Origin of the sequence: Hyphococcus sp. (assembly GCF_965267305.1) — a bacterium.
Taxonomy (GTDB): Bacteria; Pseudomonadota; Alphaproteobacteria; order Caulobacterales; family Parvularculaceae; genus Hyphococcus.
In genome coordinates this window covers 2,125,203-2,144,378 of record NZ_OZ253945.1, presented here as the reverse complement: position 1 = coordinate 2,144,378, position 19,176 = coordinate 2,125,203, and the positions used below count along the sequence as shown (strand labels likewise).

Genomic DNA, 19,176 nt, shown 5'->3' with positions numbered 1-19,176 from the left:
CCGCGCTTTGTGGCAAGCGCGATTTTGGAAGGTCGCTAGATTAATAGTGTGGTTTTTAGGGAAACGGGTGTGTCGCCGGGCGGGCCGCGCCTCAGAAAAGCGGCGACAATCGCATGCGAAATGATTGTAGCAGGCTTCTCGGGAAAAGCATCCGCAACTGTTACTTTGGCGATGTTGGTCCCTGCTATCGCGACAGCGGGATCAAACTGCGCCGTCTTGAAATACTGCGCCGTCTGACAGTGCTCACAGCTAGACTCGTCTGGACCACTTGGCTGTTGGCCATGGCGGGTTAGTTTTTGCCCGTTATCCTGCGGTCCGTGCGCTGAATGAAAGCGGCCATTGTCAGGAGTGTGAATTTGACGCGAGAAAACCGAGGAGTCCGCAACGGGCGCTAAAAGGCTCGCGCAAACACTGTGCCCGGCGCTGAGGAGCAGCGCCAAGAGAGCAAACAAAACAGTTTTGAACGGCCTATTGGCCATGCATTGACCAACCTTTCTTCCAAGGCTATTTATACCCCAAAAGGGTATAAGTCAATCATGGAAAAAACGCCTGACTCGACGGCCATTATCAATCGCCTAAGCCGCATAGAGGGTCAGGTCCGCGGGGTTGCCCGCATGGTCGAGGAGGACCGCTATTGCATTGATATCCTGCATCAGGTGCAGGCGATCAAATCAGCGTTATCGCGGGTGGAAAGCGAAATCCTTAAAAATCATGCGCACCATTGCGTTGAAGAGGTTATCAAGACCGGCAGCGCGAAAGCCCAACGGGAAAAATTTTCAGAATTGGTGGATTTGTTCGAGAAAACAAAACGGTAGAGACGCGTTGGGTGAAGGCGTCACGGGAGGAATATATGAAATTGCCTGTTTTTGCGCCTCGAGTAAGAAATCTAATTCACCGCAATCGAAACTTGTTTTCGGGTGTGTTTTTTGTGAGCGCAATGCTCGGCGGTTCAGTACACGCACACCAGACATACCTGTTGCCGGACAAATTCCATCACACGGAAGCGGAGACAGTCAGTGTCGCGCTGACAAGTGCGCTTGCCTTTCCTAATATGGAAAGCGGGCCAGCCAAAGATCGCATTGCGTCATTTTCGGTCTCCATCGGCGATGAAATTATTGAAGACGTGTCGTTCGAAGAAGGCGGTGCCGCGCTGACAATGCGCTTTGCTGCCGAGCGATTAGGCACCGCTGTTGTCGCCATTAGCAGCAAACCGCGCGCGGGCGAGATTCCGCCTGAAGATGTTGAACTCTATCTTGATGAAATCGAAGCGGATGCAGTGGTCCGCGAAGCGTTTGACGCATTGCCCGGTTCGCCGCCGCTTCGGCGCAGCTACGCCAAACACGCAAAAACTTTTTTTTGCATAAAGACCTGTGATGGCGCCAACAAGCTCGCGACGCCAGCCGGTCAAAAGCTCGAATTTGTTGCTGGCGCCGGCTCATTTCGATTGCTGCTTGACGGCAAACCGCTCGCCGGCAAGCAAGTGACGATCGTTCCGTTCGATGGAGAAACGTCGTCAGTTGCGACCGATGAACACGGCAAGATTCTTGTACCCGATGCGCTGTCCGGCGTCATCATGTTATCGGCGGTCTGGATCACGCTGCCCGATGAACCCGACGGCGTCTATCATAGTGATTACGCCACGCTCACTGTCGATCTAGGCCGGCTACCGTAGGCGCTGCTCTATTGGTTCTTCGATAGTAAATTGTCAACGCTACCAGTTGTCGGGTGCTGACTTTTGGGGTCTCGCAATAGTGGCTCAATAGCGCCGGCGGTGCGCGCATGCGGCGTGCCCCGAATTGCTCAGAACATTCAGAGACATTTCGCACCAATTCCCTACGAATTCGATTAAGCATTGTTCAGGATTTTTCCTGAGTACACTAATCGATGTTCGAGGAATAACCGCGCTCCTAATGCTTGGAATTTAGGCTCGCGGACGATGCCGAATGACCCGGCCATAACGCTTTAGCATCGCTTCAATGGCTGCCGATTGCGCTTTGTTGTGGACGCATGTAACCGGGAGTCGAGTGGAATGAACATGGAAACAGATGATGGTCCGATCAATTATTTTACTAACAGGCAGTCGAGAGGCGCCATATTTCAAAGACTTCTTGCTGTCGCGCAATCCGCAGCTCGAGATTTTTGCTGCTCATGATAGAGAAGACTTATCAGCTGCAGTTAATAGAACGAATGGCGCAGCTAGGCTAATTGCCTTTGTAACGGATGTCATCGTTCCAGCAAACGTCCTCTCTCGGCTTACATTAACACCCTACAACATTCACCCTGGACCGCCGGAATATCCTGGCTCACATGCAGACAGTTTTGCAATCTGGGAGCAAGCCAAAACGTTTGGCGTTACAGCGCATGAGATTGCTCCGCTAGTTGATAGTGGCCCTATCGTGGCTGTTTACCGTTTTCCAATGCCGCCGTCGCCGGAGCGGATTGCATTGGCCGATTTGGCGTATGCCAGAGCAACCGAAGTTTTCGCGGTTGTTGCTGCACACTGCGCCGAGTGTGATGAACCAATGCCGACAATGCCGGAAGAGCAGTGGTCAGAAGTAAAGGGCACACGCGCCCAATTTAAAGCGCTATGTGACAGGGCCTCAAGCGCGACAGGCGCCGAAGCGGAACGGTTAAAACGCGCCTGTGGCCCCTCTGTAACGGTTCATTCTGGAGCCAAAGCTTCGAATGGCTGAGTAAGCTCATGCGTTTGCGGCGAAAAATATCGGGTCAAATCGCCCGTGTGTTCCATGAGTTCATATGTCACCAAATCCAGTTCGGCCAGAGCGGTTAAATAGGCTTCTCCGGCTTCGAAATAATCGCTTTCAGCTTGCAACACGTCTCGAAGATCGCCGCGTGAAATCCGAAATCGCTCAATGACCAAATCGCGGGCCGCATGTTCGGCGATCACAGCTTCGGCCAGCGATTGAAGGCGTTCGGCAAGCACAATGCGACGCTCGAATGTGATTGCTGTGTCCCGTTCGACCTCTTGACGGATTCGTTCTTCGTCAAATTTCTGTCGCTGCGCAAAGGCGCGCGCTTTTTCAATAGCAGCCTTGCGCGCCCCGCCTGTAAAAAGATCGAATTGCATGTCGACGCCCCCGCGGATGTCGTAGTCTGGATTGCGGTCTAAAATATCAAAACCTGACGCATCAACCTTGATCCGCAATTCCGGTATGCGGCTCGCTCTTTCAGCCTTAAAATCCGCTTGCGCTTGCTCACTGCGGGCGATGGCGGCCTGAATCTCCGGATCGTCATGCTTGTCGAGGTCTTCGCCGTGCGCAGGATTCGCTGTCGACTGGATCAGAGGGAGGAACAGTCGTTCCGTCTCAGTATCGAAAAATTCGCCATATTTGATTTCGGCGAGCTTCATATTCTCATGGTTCTGCAAGACGCGAGCGCTAAAGGTTGCTATTTTCGCTCGCATATAAATGACATCAGCGTGCGAACCCGCTCCCAAACTTTCGCGTTCAAAGACATCATTGAGAAGCGCTTTCTGGCGTGCGATAAATTTCTGACCGAATTGATCGAGAGCTTGCTGGAGAGCAAGGTCATAGTATGCCGAAATTGCTGACAGCGCGAGGTCATTGACTTGTGAAACAAGCGTGTGCGCCTGTTCGCGCTCATACGCTTTTGCGCTCTTGATCCGTTGAGATGTCGCACCGCCATCGAAAAGCAGTTGAGACGCAGTGATCCCGCCTGTAAATCGATCTCGCGGGCGCAACGATTCGACTACGTTGTCTGTAGATGATGCAAATCTTCTTGCAAGCGTATAATCTCCGCTGAGAGATGTGGAAAGCTGAGGATATAATATGCTTTGCTCGCGACGCACACGATCCTGCGCTTCTTCGCCTCTGGCGACCTGTTGGAGTAGAATCGGCCGACGGCGGATGGCGGCCGATATATCGTGACGAAATTCATCAAAACTTTTTACCCGGCGGAGAATATAGCTAGCGTCTCCGAGAGCAGCTGTTAACTTACTGTTTTCATTGGGCGCCGGTGCTTTTGGAATTAATATTACGCCTTCTGACGAACGTGATTCCCTTTGATCTGCTGCTGTATCCGCCGCCTGCGCGGCGAACGATGCTTGCGCTGCGAGCCCTGTGAGCAGAAGGACGCCTATTTTTTTTGTGGAGAGAAGCTTCAAGCGGATTACACTTTCCTCGCTATGGGCATTTCGCCTTTTAGCCTTTTACTGGTAGCCGCCGGGCCTTTACAATTGATTAACCATAAAGGCGGCGCAGGCTCGCGCGAGCCAATAATGCTGATTCCTTGATAACGCTTGTTGAAAAGTGGAACAACTTAACGTCGCCGCCTATCAACGATGGGGCTGTGGAGACGGCGATAAATTATTGAGGCCCCGATTGGTTAAGAAATCACGTCTTACGCGTTTCTGAGCATGCTGAAAAAACAGCGCCGGGATCACTAGGCCCGTTATCCAGTGAGCAAAGCTTGAGGTCTGCCTGATTAAATCGCTGCCCGTGTAGTAGAGAATATACCCAGTGCCAATGAGAATTGCGAATAACGCCAGCATGAGGAGACCGCTGATCTTATTTTTCTTGTAGTTCCACCCGCTTCCAATATGTCCGAATAAAATCCCGCCAAGCGACAGTAATGCCGGAATGAGAACAAAGCCGTGGATTTGGAGCATGACGGGTTCAAGTGGATGAAGGACGATGCCAAACTCTCCTTCCGTCCGTGCAAAATAGTGCAAGAACAGCCATGCGACGCCGGAAACCCACATTGTAGCGCTCGAGCTTATCAGGGTATAATATAGTGATTGGTTCAATCTAGCGCCCGCGGACTTTCTATTACTCATAACCCACACTCAATCATTGATGCTGAACAAAATCTCGGCGTCGAATTCCGGTGCAATCGATGCGGCGAGAGCTGCGTCAGCGATCGCTACCTTGGTTAAAGCGTCAGCGTGCATTGCAATTGGCGCGAAAACAGAAACGAAGCCGTTAAAAAGCTCTGCACTTCGCTTCTTGCCAATGTGAGGCGTGCGCCACGCGCCAGCCGCAAATGTTCTCGTTGTCTTATTGGCCGATGTTGCGACTGCACCGTCTTCAAGTGTTATTTCATCAGCGGTTCCTGACCAGTCGGCGGCGCGAAGTGTGACCGGCCAAGATGAATTGCCGAAGACACGCAAATCGCCGCCAGCATTGACGACGCCGGCATCGACGCCCGAATCTTGCAGAAATTTAACCGCGCGATCGACCGCATATCCTTTGGCGATGCCGCCAAGGTCGATCAGCGCTGGTTTGTTCATCCTGACATGCGCGTCGCCGATAATCTCGATATCGTCCATGGTTCCAGCGGTGGTCTTAGAATCCCAGCTACCGGGGCGCGGCAGGAATCCCCATTTAACCAACTCCGCCGCGATCGTGACATCGAACAAACCGCTCGTTTTCTCGTAAAATCGCTTTGCCGCCTGCAATACGATTATCGTGTCTTTATCGATCTTGATCGTTTCGCCAGGACGCGTCTGCCGCAACAAAGCGAGATCGCTGGTTTCTGAATGAAACGACATTAGACGGTGAACATCGGCGATTTCGGCGAACGCGCCGTCGATGGATTCGGCCTGCGACGATGGCGCAGCGATTTCGACAATCGTTCCCAACCAGGGCTGGGCGCGACGCACGAATCGTTCATCCTGCATAAACAAGCTCCAGCGTCGCCAATACGCGCCGGACGCCCTCAGAGATATGCACGCATGATAGCGTTGCGCCGGAAATGTTCGCGATATCCTTCTTTACCGTCAAAACATCGCCAGCGCGTTTACCAGCGAATTGCGCGCGCCATGCCAGATTTCGAACTTCGCCGCCATAAGTCTCCAGATAGCGCATAATCTCGATCTGCTTAACGGCGCGGTCCGGCGTGAGCCCGATCGCGTAGGTAATGAACTCGTGCTTGCCATAGACTTCGTCAATCACCACAAACCCAACCGTCTGACCGTCATTGACAGCCCGGTAGAGTGGAACCTTTTCAAATCGAACGCGCGTGCGAGATTGTTTTGAAATAGCTTTCTTTTGCGTCTTCGACAGCATGAATGTCGCGTCGTCGAATGATGTCGCTTCCGGAAAGAGTTGCCGTTTCACAGCCTCAAGCGTGAAGTATTCTGTGGCGTGAGCAACATTTGTGAATGACAGAGCCGCTGTCATGCCCGCCGTCATCGTGCGTCGAGTGATTTTCATTGGATGGTACTCCGTACTTAAAGATTAACGCCGACGCGGAGCCGAAACTCCGTTTCGTTTTCGAGACGCGTCGCATTGCTCAAATATTGGATGGAAGTTGGCTCGACATAGGCTGCGGATCCCGCAGCCTGCCAGAATAAGCTGGCCGTAGCGTACCAGCGTTTGTCGCCATAATGCAGATTTGGGCCAATATAGAAACTTCCGGGACTGTCGCTTTGATCGGTGAACCGCTTTCGATAGAATCCTTCAAGGCCGATATTCCATTTGGGTGCGAATCGGTAGGCGGCTCCAATCGACGGTCGAAATTCGATCTCGTCCTGACAGATCTCGGAAAGCGGCACTGTCCCTTTCTGACAGCCGTAGCGAAAATTGGCGGATAGATTGGCGCCAACATTGAGCGTGTCGTCCAGGAAGTTTTTCTGGAAAAGCAAGCTAGGCCGTAGAGAATACTGTTTTGTTTTTGTATTCGTAAATTCGTCCTCGAACCAGTCGAAGGTAAAGTCAGCGCGCACCGCAAATCCGAAATAGTCGGTATAAGGGCTTAAAATTCGCCGCTGTGCGCCGAGCGAGAAACGGGAAAGGCGTTCTTCCGAGAGCGCTGGAATAATAGGCGTTTCACCCGCGCCCGGATTTGCGCCGAAGGCGTTTTCGTCGTGGTCGACGGAAAAGCCGCCAAGACCGATCGTGATGCTTGTATCGTCGCCGACGCCGCGTTCATATTGGCCGGAAAATGTGATGGCGTGATACGGACTTAAGCGTTCGCCATGGAACCTGGTGAGATCGAATGCAATTTCAGACTGGCCTTTTGGAAGTGTGTCGACGCCAAAGGTAAGGGTTAAAAAGCTCTCGGCGGCGAGCACGCTTGACGAAAACATCGCCGCCGCAATTCCGCTAGCAACTAGCTTCCTTCTTATGTTTGTCGTCGCCATAGTGTTCGCCGACCCTTACTCTGGCGCTTTACCGGGAGCGCCCGCAGAACAACAAACCGATAGCGCAGCCAGTTTTTGGGCGCTCATTCTTAACGATATGTGGTTAGCCGGCAGTTAACGCTTGAGCGGAATCCTGTGCTGTCGCCCAATCCGTCACATAAATCAGCAAGCCCGAACCGCAGTCTCCGCAGTTTTTTACTGTATAAGACATTATGATGCGATTGACGCCAGAATCCACAGTCGCAGAAGCGATGTTTTGCAAATTGCGGCTCCGACCTTGTTGCGATAATGATAATGCAAAAGGAAAATGCATGCGCCGTGTCAAGAGTATTGAAAATATTTCTACAACATGAATCCGCAATTCGCCGGCATATTCGGAGGTTTTGTACGGATGCGAGCGATATTGACGATTTTATGCAAGATGCCTTCGTTCAGAGCTTTGCGGCTGAACTGCGCACTGAGATTCGTAATCCGAAAGCCTTTGTCTTCGAGGTTGCGAAAAACGTAGCTTTGGCGGATTACCGGAAAAACAAACGTTCGCCGACTGAAAAACTTGAGGATTTCGGCGGCGCAGATCTCATATTGGATGAGAACCAGTCCAGCGCTACGGATGATATAGACGGTAGGAGGAAGCTTGCGGCTTTCGCAACGGCCGTCGCTCATTTGCCTCCAAAATGCCGTGAGGCATTTCTAATGCGTCGCGTTGACGGACTGCCTTATAAACAGATTGCAAATAGAATGAATATCAGTGTTAGCGCAGTGGAAAAGCATGTGGCGAATGGTCTTCTGAAATGCCGCACGTTTCTGTTGGAGGGCGGATTCGAACCGTCAGAGATTGGCCGTGCTTCATTAAAGAATGGTGGAGAGCCAAGAGACGAGCTTTCAGTATCGGCGCAAGAAGATGACTGAACGAGAAAACATCATAACTTTTCCAACCAGAAAGGAGTTTGAGGCGGAAGCTGTCCTTTGGTTTGTCCTTTTAGGGCGTGATGATGTTACCGACAAACAGCGCGTGGATTTTGAGCGGTGGCTCAATCAAAGTGATCGGCATCGCGAAGCTTTCGAATCAATATCTGGCCTTTGGGAAGACCTCGCACAATTAAGCGAGCTAAAGGATATTGGTGAGTCCTATATCAGGCATCCAGAAGCTCATCGGCGACTAGCGACGCGTAGAGCTGTCATAGCTTTTGCCGCCTCTGCTATGCCGATTACGTTTGGCGGCGTATATTGGTTCAATCGTAGGCGCAAGTCTCTTGAGTCACGAGAGGTTGCAACTAGAACCGGTGAACAGCGTACGATAAATTTGGCCGATGGGTCGTCAGTAATTCTCAATACAAATAGCCTCCTACAAATAGCCTTTTCGCGGGAGGAACGAAGTGTCCGCTTATTAGAGGGTGAGGCGTATTTCCGTATAGCAAAAGAATCGATCCGGCCGTTTGTGGTTTATGCCTCCAATCGAGCGGCGAGAGCGGTGGGTACGGCGTTCAGCGTACGGTTACGCAATAAAACCGCACTTGAATTGACAGTAGAAGAGGGCCGCGTCGCCCTATACTCCATAGATGAGCAGGAACCGGACGCTTCTCTGAAGGATTCTGCATATTCAACTATTACAGAAATAACTGCAAGACAATCTATTACTTACGACGATCACGTTAAGAGGCTAGAGATTCTGGAGCCGGCAGATTTGAGTCGTAAACTGGCGTGGAAAAAGGGGATGCTCGCTTATGCGGGCGAGCCGCTCGGAAATGTCATCGATGACGTAAGCCGTTATACGGAGGTCAAGATCGAAATTACCGACCCCCAGTTAAGAGCCTTACCGGTCGCCGGTTTTTTTAAACTGGGAGAAACAGAAGCGCTGTTAGATTCGCTTGAGCTAACATTTGGGTTGACCGTTGAGCGGCTCGATCCTAATCACGTGAAATTGTCAAGGGCTTTGGGCCACGATGCTCATGAATGATATGAGTGTTGGTTCAAAAAAAATAATCCCTCTACTGTGGATCGCGCCCCAGCCGGCATCGTTACTATTAGGCTGGCGGTGATGCATGCCCGTGTTAATCGTTAGGCCGACAAAAAAGGAACTACAGTGCTCAACGCGTATAATCGTGCTTTTGAGCTTGCTCATAGTTTGTGCAAGTATTTCCAGCACGGTGTGGGCGAAAGGGCATACAAGGAAGCACGATTTTAGCATCAACCAGAGGACCTTTGGAGAAGCGCTGGAGGTTCTCGCCAAAATTGCTGATGCTAACGTACTTTACCCTTTTGAGTTGGCTGATCGAAAAGGCATTAATCCTGTATTTGGGCGTTATACAACAGACGAAGCGCTTAAAGTACTGTTTAAAGACACGGAGTTCTCTGGCGGCCTGAAAGAAAGCGGGGTGATCGTGGTCACCCAACGCCGTAAAAACAATGGTCAGGACCGGGAGGGTGACGTGGTTATACGCAAAAAGAAAAATGCATCACTGTTAGCGAGCGTTTCAGCTGTGATTTTGGGGTCGGCTGCTAGCGCCGCCCAGGGGCAGGACGCAGCCGCGGGGGGGAATGGCGGCTCCAGCAGATCATTGTTTGATCAGATCGTTGTGACGGCGGAGAAACGCGAGTCTGACATTCAGGACACCCCTTTGAGTGTCTCTGCGCTTTCTGGCGAAGTTATGGCGAACATCGGGATACGAACAATAGAAGATTTTCAATTTTTCGTTCCGGGCATCACCGTAACCAATGATTCCATGGCAATCGTCAATATTCGCGGAATTGGCACTTCCGCGTTCGGTGTTGCGACCGATCCAAGTGTTACGGTGTATGTTGACGGCATATACCAGCCGCGACCCACGACTGGCTATCAGGATATGTTTGATATCGAACGGGTTGAATTGCTTCGTGGCCCACAGGGCGTGCTATTCGGGCGGAACTCAACTGGCGGTACGCTGAATATCGTTTCGAAAGCGCCAAGCGATGAGTTCGAAGGCGTGATGGGGGTTTCGTTTGGGAATTTTGACAAGCGCACATACAGCGGAACTGTGTCCGGGCCGCTTTCTGATAAGGTCCGGGGCCGCCTGACTTTGCTGAGAAACAAGCGCGACGGCATCTATACCGATGTCGTAACGGGGGACGAGTACCAGGATCAGGACACGATTGCTGGCCGGGCTAGTCTTGCATATGACGTGACAGACAATTTTGAGCTCGTCCTACGGGGAGATTTTAATATTGAGCGCGAAACAGGTTTTCCAGCCATTCGCGCGATGTATGCGCAAGACATTGTCGATGCTGGCGCAACTATCCCGACTGGGGACCGTGAAGTGGCGTTTGATACGATGCCTGTCAGTAATACCGACGTTTGGGGCCTATCAGCCACGGGGACGTGGACTGGCGAAAGTCTCGGCCTCAAATCCTACACCGCTTATCGGGAAAGCGACGTAACCCAAACTATCGACGCGGATGGTACGGACTTATTCATCTTTGACATTGGGTTTCGTGAGAATTCGAAGTCATTTTCTCAGGAACTTCAGCTTTACAACGTGGATCCAGGCCGCTTGGAATGGATCGCTGGCGTCTTTTTCTTGAACGAGGATGGCGTGGGCGGAATTGACCTGCTCTTTCAGAATCCTCAGATCATTATTCCCGAAAGTAATGTGACAAACGCATACGCCGCCTTTGGGCAAGGAACGTTGCATGTTACAGACCGTCTTCGTGCAACCGCGGGCATTCGTTACAGTTACGAGAAGAAAAAGTACAACTTTTCAACATTTGTGAATGATATGGAGGTAGATAGCGGATCTCCGACCGCTGACTTTGACGCATGGACTCCGCGTTTTTCTCTCGATTTCGACGTTAGTGATAATGTACTTGCATATGCGTCTGCAACGCGAGGGTTCAAGTCAGGAGGCTTTCAGCTGGGTGATGCGGGAGCTTTTGATCCGGAGTTTTTGTGGAGTTACGAAGCGGGTGTAAAGTCTACGCTGTTCAACCAAAGACTCCGCGCGAATCTCGGTGTATTTTATTATGACTACACCAACCTTCAGGTCGTGGAGTTTGTCGGTGGGGTCGCAACGACCAGTAATGCGGGGCAAGCGACAGTCAAAGGCGTCGAAGCCGAGTTCGTTGCCCGCGTGGCCGATAATCTAGATTTAAACGCCACGGTTGCCTACTTGGATGCAAAGTATGATGTCTTCTTCGAGGGTGGAGAGGATTTCTCCGGCAATAGATTGGCGAATGCGCCTGACTGGTCCTATTCTCTGGGCGCGCAATACAGTGTCGATCTCGGCAACGTCGGCGAAATATTGCTCCGTGGCGATTTTGCGTGGCGGGACACCGTTGATTTTAAACGCAACAATCTACCGCAGTTTCGATCCGACACATATTCATTATTGAACGCGCGCGTAAGCTACATTTCGCCGAATGAGCTCTGGGAGTTATCGGTTTATGGGACAAACCTAACGGACAACCGTTACGCAACCTATATAACGGTGGGCAGAAACGCTGCTGGCGCAGCTGATCTTTCTGTCCCGGTCACTGTCTTGGGCGAGCCTCGACAGTATGGGGTTCAGCTTCGCCGCAATTTCTAATTAAGCCGTTGCTTAGGGATCAAAATAGCTGACTCATGGGATCGTGCGGCTCGCCGTCAACGATGATTTCATAGTGGAGGATAACCGCTTCCGCATTTCCTGTATTGCCGGTTTTACCGATAACGTCGCCTTGGCGAACGTCGTGGCCGACATGCATCGAAGAGGCGAAAGTTGAAAGATGAGCGTAACGCGTTTTTAGGCGGTTGTTATGGCGTATTAAGATCATATTGCCATACCCGCCGGCGCTTCGCATTTCTTCAACGACGCCGTCCTCAGCGGCGTAGACCGCGTGAGGATGTCCGGTCGATAAATCTATGCCGTTGTGACGTCCTGTGCGGTCGTGGCGAAAGCCAAAACCCGATGAGAAACAGGCGCGCCGAACCGGCGCGCGCGCCAGCGAAACGCCGGCAACATTGGCGAAAGGGCGATAATTGATTATGTGGCGCCTGCTGTCTGTTGGCGGCGCGTTATCGATATGACCGCCTTTGCAGAGATGCAGCGTTGAGGCGAACTTGCCCATGGCCATCGGCGTATCGGGTTCTGGAGCGCCGGCGGTTGGGGGCGTTGCGCACGCGCTCAAAGAAAACGCCGCCAGTATGGTCAAACAAAAACTGTAAAACGAGTAATCAGGCATTCCAAATACGCTTCAGATCGCCAATATCTTCCATCAAGAATATGGAATTCCTGAGGCGGCGGGCGGGTCATGCAGCCACCCATTGGTCGCTCCGATTTCACATATGGGTGAGCACAGTTGCGAAGTGTTCTCGTTTCTATCGGCAGGGGCTGCGCCATTGCGCCCAAGATGCCTGCTAATCCGAACGCGGCGCAGAACTTGAACACCGGGCTTTTCCGCCTGGGGTTGCGTGGCAGGCTTCACAAGGATTTACGGTTATTTAGAATTTATTCAGCCAGCGCATACATTATTTGCCCGATTGACAATCCGCCTAGGCGGGCAAATATTCAAGTTAATGCGGATTTTGCTGTTCATAACCCTGATGCTGTCGATGGCTGTCGCTCCGGCGGCGGCGCTCGCATCCTGCGTCTCCATGGGTTCTGATAAGGAGATGGCGGAGATGACGTCACATGACGCGCCAATGAAAATGACCGGCATGGATCCGGACGATTGCGCGGATATGGACGGCGCGCCCCAGCAATCGCATGACGCCGGCTGCGCCGCCGCCTGCGCGCTTGCCTGCCCGGGCTTTTATTCAGGTCCGGTCCTGTCAGCGGCTCAAGAACCGGCCTTCCGCATAGTGCAATATGCAATCCCGCAAATCGATTCGGGGCTTGCAACACCCTCTCATCTAGACCCGCCGCCTCCTCGAATCTGAGCATGCCCGCAATTTAGTGCGGACGTCGTCACCGTTTCCACGCCTTTGAGGCGCGGGGCGCTTGTTGAACGTGCTCAGATTTGAGAATTATCATGCTAAAGATTATTGGCGCGATGGCTGCGGCTGTCGCTGGACTGGCGTTGGCGAATGCACACGCCGCCGGTCAACCGCTGGAATTGAGCGAAGCGGTTGAGATCGCCGTCACCGCCGAAGACCCGGCCTACGCTCGGTTCGACGTAAGGGCGGCGGCGCAAGAAGATCGCGCCGTTTCAGATTCGCAATTACCGGACCCGACTTTACGGACTGCGCTCGCAAATGTGCCAACCGACACATTCGCATTCGGCCAGGAGCCCATGACGCAAGCGCAAGTGGGATTGCGTCAGGAGATTCCGCGCGGCTCTACTTTACGGCTCAATCGCGAAAAGCGCGAGGGCGAGGCGGAAATCGAACGCATGCGCCGCGAGGCGACTGTTCGCAATGTCGCGCTTTCGGTGCGGCTTGCTTGGCTGGATAAATTTCATGCAGCTAACGCGCAGGCCCTTGTTGAGGAGAGGCGCAATGCGGTCAGCGAGCTCATCGATGCGTTAAGCGCGTCGTTTGCACAAGGAAAGCTGACAAGTCAGGACGTGCTGCGCGCCGAACTTGAGCTGTCGCTGCTCGACGACAAGCTCGCTGAATTGCAGCAACGACGCGCCACGGCGGAAGCCGAACTTTCACGATTTATCGGCGCTAACGCCTCGCGTCCTTCACCGGACATTCTGCCGGCGTTCACCTCGCCCGGCGCCGTGGGTGAAATTGAAACTCGCCTCGTTCGTCATCCCATCGTGCGGGTCAGCGACGCCATGATCGGCGTCGAAGAAACCGATGTCGAACTCGCAAAGCAAGCCTACAAACCGGCCTGGGCGATCGAAGGCGGATATGGCGCCCGAGGCGCCGACCGGCCCGATTTCGCCAGCGTCGGGGTCAGCCTGACGATCCCGTTATTTACGGGCAAGCGTCAGGATCGCGCCTTGTCGGCGGCTCGGAAGGACAAGTCCGCCGCGGAACTCGATCGCGCGACGACATTGCTCGACTTAAGGCGCGATCTTGTACGCGCTTATGCTGACTGGACGCAGTTGGACCAGCGCGTCGCCCTATACGATGACGCCGTTATCAAGCGCGCCAATGAAACAGCAGACGCCTCGGTTTCTGCCTATGGCGGCGGACTTACAGATTTTCCCGAACTTATCCGCAGTCAGCTCGCCGAACTCGATGCTGAGCTGAAACGCCTCGAATTGCGCGTCGAACGCGCGAAGGCGTGGGCGCGGCTTTCCTATCTCGCAGGAGACGACCAATGACAAAATTTCGCATAATCATCGTCTTATTGATCGCAATTGGCGCCGCGAGCGCATTCTTTCTGTTGCGGCAGGGCAACGGGCATTCGTCCGGGGAAACAGCGGACACTGGCGAACGCAAGATTGAATATTGGGTGGCGCCCATGGACCCTAACTATCGGCGGGACAAGCCCGGCAAGTCGCCGATGGGGATGGATCTCATTCCTGTCTATGAAGGCGATGAAGATGGCGGCGGCGAACCGTCGCTGAAAATAAACGCCGCCGTTGTTCAGAATATCGGCGTCAAAACCGCGGATGTCGTGCGTGAGAATATGGCGCGTGACATCAATACGGTCGGCTCGATCATGATCGACGAGGAAGCGCGATCGGACATTCACGTTCGCGCCGAAGGCTGGATTGAAAAACTGCACGTTGAAGCCGTTGGCGAGAAAGTAGAGGTAGGCGATGTCCTGTTCGAACTCTATGCGCCGGCCCTGGTGGCGGCGCAGTCGGAATTCATCCAGGCGCTGAAAATCGGGCGTCCGCCGTTAATTGAGGCGGCGAGCGAGCGGCTGACTGCGCTCGGCATGAGCGCCGGTCAAATCGCGGAGCTGAAGCGCACTCAAAAGCAAATGCGTCTTGTTGCCGTGAAAACGCCGCAAGCGGGCGTCGTCACCATGCTGAACGCCCGTGAGGGCATGTATTTGAAGCCCAGCGACATGGCCGTGCGGCTCGCCGAGCTTTCAAGTGTCTGGATCATCGCCGACGTGTTCGACACGGAGGCCGCCTGGGTTTCGGCTGGCGATCGCGCGATCATGACCTTGCCGGCGTTTCCCGGCGAAACATGGGAAGGCGTTGTCGATTATGTCTATCCGACCGCTGAAATGATGACGCGTACGGTGCAGGTTCGTTTGCGGTTTCCCAATCCCGGCGACCGCTTGCGGCCGAATATGTTCGCCAATGTGACGATCGGCGCTGAGCCCAAACAAGGCGTCCTGACAATCCCGCAATCGGCCGTCATCCGGTCGAGCAGGGGCGATCGCGTTATCCTCGCCCTGGGCGAGGGACGCTTCCGCCCGGCGGAAGTCAAAACCGGCATGGAAAGCGGCGGCAAAGTCGAAGTGCTCGGCGGACTCGCGGCAGGCGAGCGCGTCGTCGTTGAAAGCCAGTTCCTGATCGATTCGGAAGCGAGCCTCGATGCGGGCCTGTTGCGCATGGCGGCGCCCGACACTGAAGAGAACGCGCCGATGGATATGGACGGGATGTCCATGTCGAACATGAACATGCCGGCGGGTGACATGAAAGAGAGTGATGCCGTCGGCGCCGAGGGGCGCGTCGTTTCAGTCGATATGGACGCAAAAAGCGTGACCATCGATCACAAGCCCGTCCCGGAAATCGGTTGGCCGTCGATGGTGATGGCGTTCAAGGCCTCGCCCGAAATCGACTTGATGAGCGTCAAGGCCGGCGAACCGGTGCGCTTCGCCTTTCGCGAGACCGAGACAGGCTATGTACTCGACATGCTCGAACCGATGCCGGAAGACGATAAAACGGGAGACGAACAATGATCTCCCAAATCATCCGCGGTTCGATAGAAAACCGTTTCCTGGTCGTTATCGGGGCGCTGTTTCTCGCGGTCGCCGGCGTCATTTCTCTGCGTTCGACGCCGCTCGACGCGATCCCCGATCTCTCCGACGTGCAGGTCATCATCAAGACCAGCTATCCTGGACAGGCGCCGCAGGTTGTCGAGGATCAAGTCACCTATCCGCTGGCGACGGCGATGCTCGCCGTGCCCGGCGCGAAAACAGTGCGCGGCTACTCTTTTTTCAACGATTCTTACGTCTACATCATCTTCGAGGATGGAACCGATCTTTACTGGGCGCGCTCGCGCGTTCTCGAATATTTAAGCCAGGTCGCTGCGCAACTGCCGGAAGCGGCGAAACCGGCGCTCGGCCCCGATGCGACCGGTGTCGGCTGGGTCTACCAATATGCTTTGATCGACAAGACCGGCCGGCATAATCTTGCCGATCTGCGGTCGCTGCAGGACTGGTTCCTGAAATATGAGCTTCAGACCATCGAAGGCGTCTCGGAAGTCGCCGCCATCGGCGGCATGGTCAAGCAGTATCAGGTGGTCGTCGATCCCAATCGGTTGCGGTCTTTCGGCATCCCGCTGGCCGAGGCCCGCCGCGCCATTGAACGCGGCAATATGGAATCGGGCGGGCGCGTCGTCGAAATGGCGGAGGCCGAATATATTGTCCGCGCCGGCGGCTATGTCGAGTCTATCGAAGACCTCGAACGCATTCCGCTGCGCGTGAACGAGGCGGGTACGCCAATCCTGCTCCGCGATGTAGCGGGAGTGAGGCTCGGTCCGGAGCTGCGCCGCGGCGTCGGCGAACTCAACGGCGAAGGCGAGGCGGTCGGCGGCGTTATCATCATGCGCGCCGGCGGCAACGCCGAAGCGACGATCAAGCGCGTCAAAAAGAAACTCGAAACCCTGAAGGCGAGTTTGCCGGAAGGCGTTGAGCTGGTCACAACCTATGACCGCTCAAAGCTGATCGAGCGCGCCGTCGAGACGCTGCAAGGAAAACTGTTTGAGGAATTCCTCATCGTCGCACTGGTCTGCGCCCTCTTTCTTTATCATTTGCGATCCGCGCTCGTTGTCGTGATCAGTCTGCCCTTGGGCGTGCTCGCAGCGTTTATCGTTATGAATGCGCAAGGCATCACCGCCAATATCATGTCGCTCGGCGGCATCGCCATCGCTATCGGCGCCATGGTCGATGCGACCATTGTGATGATCGAGAATGTGCACAAGAAGCTGGAAGAAAATAGCGATGTTAAGGGCGTGGCGCGCTGGCGGGTGATTGCAGATGCTTGCGTCGAGGTCGGGCCGCCGCTGTTCTTCTCGCTTCTTATCATTACGCTGAGCTTTACGCCGATCTTCGCGCTGCAAGCGCAGGAGGGACGGCTGTTCTCGCCGCTGGCCTTCACCAAAACCTACGCCATGGCGGCGGCGACGATCCTGTCGGTGACGCTCGTCCCGGTGCTGATCGGATTGCTGGTGCGGGGACGCATCGCCCCGGAGCATAAAAACCCGGTCAATCTTCTGCTCATGCGCGGATATCGGCCAATTATCGGGCTGGCGTTGCGCCGCCCCTGGGCGACCATTGGCGCCGCCGCCTTGTTGATGGCGAGCATGGCGATCCCGGCAAGTCTTATCGGCGGCGAGTTCATGCCTGATCTCGATGAAGGCGATCTGCTGTATATGCCGAGCGCCTATCCTGGCATCTCCGCCGGAAAGGTCGCCCAGGTCGTTCAGCAAACCAATAAGCTGATCAAGACCATTCCCGAAGTTGAGACCGTTTACGGCAAGGCGGGCAGGGCGGAGACGGCGACCGATCCGGCGCCGCTGCCGATGATCGAGACCACGATCCAGTTGAAACCGCGCGACGAATGGCGTCCCGGGGTCACCATGGACTCGCTCAAGGCCGAATTGAATTCGCTCGTCGATGTGCCGAGCCTCACCAATGTCTGGATCATGCCGATCAAGAACCGGCTCGACATGCTGGCGACCGGGATCAAGACGCCGGTCGGCGTCAAGGTCGCCGGACCCGATCTCAACGTCATCGCAGAGGTTGGCCGCGACATCGAGAACGTCCTGCAGGGCGTCGATGGCACGGCGTCAGTATACGCAGAACGCGTGACCGGCGGGCGGTTCATCGATGTTGATATCAATCGCGAAGCGGCGGCGCGCTTCGGTCTCAATATCGCCGATGTCCAGGATATCGTGCGCACCGCGATCGGCGGCATGACCATCGGGCAGAGCGTCGAAGGTCTTGAACGCTATCCGATCAATCTCAGATATCCGCGCGATGTGCGCGATTCGCCAGCGCGTCTGCGCGAATTGCCAATCGTCACAGCGTCGGGCGCGGAGATTCCGCTCGGTCGCATCGCCGACATCCGCATCAATGAAGGACCGGCGATCATCCGCAGCGAGAATGCGCGGCTTAACGGCTGGATCTATGTGGACATCGCCGGGCGGGACATCGGCTCCTATGTCGAGGAGGCACGGAATGTGGTTGCTGAAAACGTGGACCTGCCGGCGGGCTATTCCATCTCCTGGTCCGGACAGTATGAATATATGCAGCGCGCCAAGGAACGCTTCGCCTATGTGGGGCCGGGCATGCTCGTTATCATCATGCTGCTCCTGTTCCTGAACTTCAGGAACGTCGCTGACGTCCTGATTATTCTGGGCACCTTGCCTTTCGCGCTTGTCGGCGGACTGTGGCTGATGTTCGTCCTCGGCTTCAATATGTCCGTCGCCGTCGCCGTCGGGTTCATCGCGCTCGCCGGCGTTGCCGTCGAAATCGGCGTGTTGATGATCATGTATCTGAAGCAGGAAGTCGCGGCGGCGAATGCGACGGCGCGCGAGGAAGGCGCGCCGCTTGATGAAGCGCATTTTGCTGACGCTATCGCCAAGGGCGCGCTGCGGCGTCTGCGGCCGATCATGATGACCTTCGCGGTCATCTTCGCAGGCCTCCTGCCGATCATGTATGGCCACGGCGCCGGCGGGGAAGTCATGCGCCGCATCGCCGCACCGATGATCGGCGGCATCGTCAGCACAACGGTGCTCGCCCTTGTCGTCATCCCGGCAGTTTACTTCCTGTGGAACCGGCGGGCGTTGCAGCCCGTTGAACAGATTGACTCTATCGGGCCGAAACTGGCGCCGGCAGAGTAAGCATACAGCGATTGGCTGATTGCAAATCGCGTTGGTCAGAAACACGTATACGGAGCAGATAAATTGAAGAAGAACCGAAACGCTCCATTCGCTTTTGTTGGCGGCTTCGTTTCATGCG

The 19,176-nt window shown here is 54.6% G+C and carries 16 protein-coding genes; 10 read left to right on the top strand and 6 right to left on the bottom strand.

The features are described 5' to 3' along the window. Nucleotides 1-413: 413 nt before the first annotated feature. From ACQY5P_RS10100 to ACQY5P_RS10090, 3 genes are all read left to right on the top strand, one after another. The gene (locus ACQY5P_RS10100; RefSeq protein ID WP_428406737.1) at nucleotides 414-815 is read left to right on the top strand and encodes a metal-sensitive transcriptional regulator; all 402 of its coding nucleotides are present in this window, start codon (nucleotides 414-416) and stop codon (nucleotides 813-815) included. A gap of 35 nt (nucleotides 816-850) precedes the next feature. Continuing rightward, nucleotides 851-1,672 (top strand): DUF4198 domain-containing protein, encoded by an 822-nt coding sequence (locus ACQY5P_RS10095; protein WP_428406736.1) that lies wholly within the window; start codon nucleotides 851-853, stop codon nucleotides 1,670-1,672. A gap of 373 nt (nucleotides 1,673-2,045) precedes the next feature. Next, nucleotides 2,046-2,693, top strand: a complete 648-nt coding sequence (locus ACQY5P_RS10090; protein WP_428406735.1) for a formyltransferase family protein — start codon at nucleotides 2,046-2,048, stop codon at nucleotides 2,691-2,693. On the opposite strand, the gene ACQY5P_RS10085 is transcribed toward ACQY5P_RS10090, so the two are convergent. The 5 genes from ACQY5P_RS10085 to ACQY5P_RS10065 form a co-directional block, all read right to left on the bottom strand. After that, complete coding sequence (locus ACQY5P_RS10085; protein ID WP_428410613.1) at nucleotides 2,663-4,144, bottom strand: TolC family protein; 1,482 nt, start codon at nucleotides 4,142-4,144, stop codon at nucleotides 2,663-2,665. The genes ACQY5P_RS10090 and ACQY5P_RS10085 overlap by 31 nt on opposite strands. A 171-nt stretch (nucleotides 4,145-4,315) precedes the next feature. Beyond that, entirely contained in the window at nucleotides 4,316-4,741 is a 426-nt protein-coding gene (locus ACQY5P_RS10080; RefSeq protein ID WP_428410612.1) for a hypothetical protein, read from the bottom strand. Between the two features lie 84 nt (nucleotides 4,742-4,825). Beyond that, nucleotides 4,826-5,659 carry an FAD:protein FMN transferase gene (locus ACQY5P_RS10075; RefSeq protein WP_428410650.1) on the bottom strand — a complete coding sequence of 278 codons (834 nt, stop codon included), beginning with the start codon at nucleotides 5,657-5,659 and terminating at the stop codon, nucleotides 4,826-4,828. Continuing rightward, nucleotides 5,649-6,173 (bottom strand): FMN-binding protein, encoded by a 525-nt coding sequence (locus ACQY5P_RS10070; RefSeq protein ID WP_428410611.1) that lies wholly within the window; start codon nucleotides 6,171-6,173, stop codon nucleotides 5,649-5,651. Before ACQY5P_RS10070 ends, ACQY5P_RS10075 begins: the two co-directional genes overlap by 11 nt. A 38-nt stretch (nucleotides 6,174-6,211) precedes the next feature. Beyond that, complete coding sequence (locus ACQY5P_RS10065; protein ID WP_428410610.1) at nucleotides 6,212-7,123, bottom strand: DUF6662 family protein; 912 nt, start codon at nucleotides 7,121-7,123, stop codon at nucleotides 6,212-6,214. Nucleotides 7,124-7,417: 294 nt separating this feature from the next. Between ACQY5P_RS10065 and ACQY5P_RS10060 the strand changes: the two genes are divergently transcribed. From ACQY5P_RS10060 to ACQY5P_RS10050, 3 genes are all read left to right on the top strand, one after another. Beyond that, nucleotides 7,418-8,032: an RNA polymerase sigma factor gene (locus ACQY5P_RS10060; protein WP_428410609.1), complete on the top strand. Its 615-nt coding sequence runs from the start codon at nucleotides 7,418-7,420 to the stop codon at nucleotides 8,030-8,032. Next, a complete protein-coding gene (locus ACQY5P_RS10055; RefSeq protein ID WP_428410608.1) occupies nucleotides 8,025-9,080 on the top strand; it encodes a FecR family protein in 1,056 nt (351 codons plus the stop codon). Before ACQY5P_RS10060 ends, ACQY5P_RS10055 begins: the two co-directional genes overlap by 8 nt. 145 nt (nucleotides 9,081-9,225) lie before the next feature. After that, nucleotides 9,226-11,682: a TonB-dependent receptor gene (locus ACQY5P_RS10050; RefSeq protein WP_428410607.1), complete on the top strand. Its 2,457-nt coding sequence runs from the start codon at nucleotides 9,226-9,228 to the stop codon at nucleotides 11,680-11,682. Between the two features lie 19 nt (nucleotides 11,683-11,701). On the opposite strand, the gene ACQY5P_RS10045 is transcribed toward ACQY5P_RS10050, so the two are convergent. Then, nucleotides 11,702-12,262 carry a M23 family metallopeptidase gene (locus ACQY5P_RS10045; protein WP_428410606.1) on the bottom strand — a complete coding sequence of 187 codons (561 nt, stop codon included), beginning with the start codon at nucleotides 12,260-12,262 and terminating at the stop codon, nucleotides 11,702-11,704. 283 nt (nucleotides 12,263-12,545) lie between these two features. Here ACQY5P_RS10045 and ACQY5P_RS10040 point away from each other — a divergent pair, with 283 nt between their 5' ends. From ACQY5P_RS10040 to ACQY5P_RS10025, 4 genes are all read left to right on the top strand, one after another. Continuing rightward, entirely contained in the window at nucleotides 12,546-13,013 is a 468-nt protein-coding gene (locus ACQY5P_RS10040) for a hypothetical protein (RefSeq protein ID WP_428410605.1), read from the top strand. Nucleotides 13,014-13,105: 92 nt separating this feature from the next. Further along, complete coding sequence (locus tag ACQY5P_RS10035) at nucleotides 13,106-14,350, top strand: TolC family protein (RefSeq protein ID WP_428410604.1); 1,245 nt, start codon at nucleotides 13,106-13,108, stop codon at nucleotides 14,348-14,350. Further along, nucleotides 14,347-15,891, top strand: a complete 1,545-nt coding sequence (locus ACQY5P_RS10030; protein ID WP_428410603.1) for an efflux RND transporter periplasmic adaptor subunit — start codon at nucleotides 14,347-14,349, stop codon at nucleotides 15,889-15,891. Before ACQY5P_RS10035 ends, ACQY5P_RS10030 begins: the two co-directional genes overlap by 4 nt. Continuing rightward, nucleotides 15,888-19,058: an efflux RND transporter permease subunit gene (locus ACQY5P_RS10025; RefSeq protein ID WP_428410602.1), complete on the top strand. Its 3,171-nt coding sequence runs from the start codon at nucleotides 15,888-15,890 to the stop codon at nucleotides 19,056-19,058. The genes ACQY5P_RS10030 and ACQY5P_RS10025 overlap by 4 nt, the downstream gene beginning before the upstream one ends. The last annotated feature ends 118 nt before the right edge of the window (nucleotides 19,059-19,176 follow it).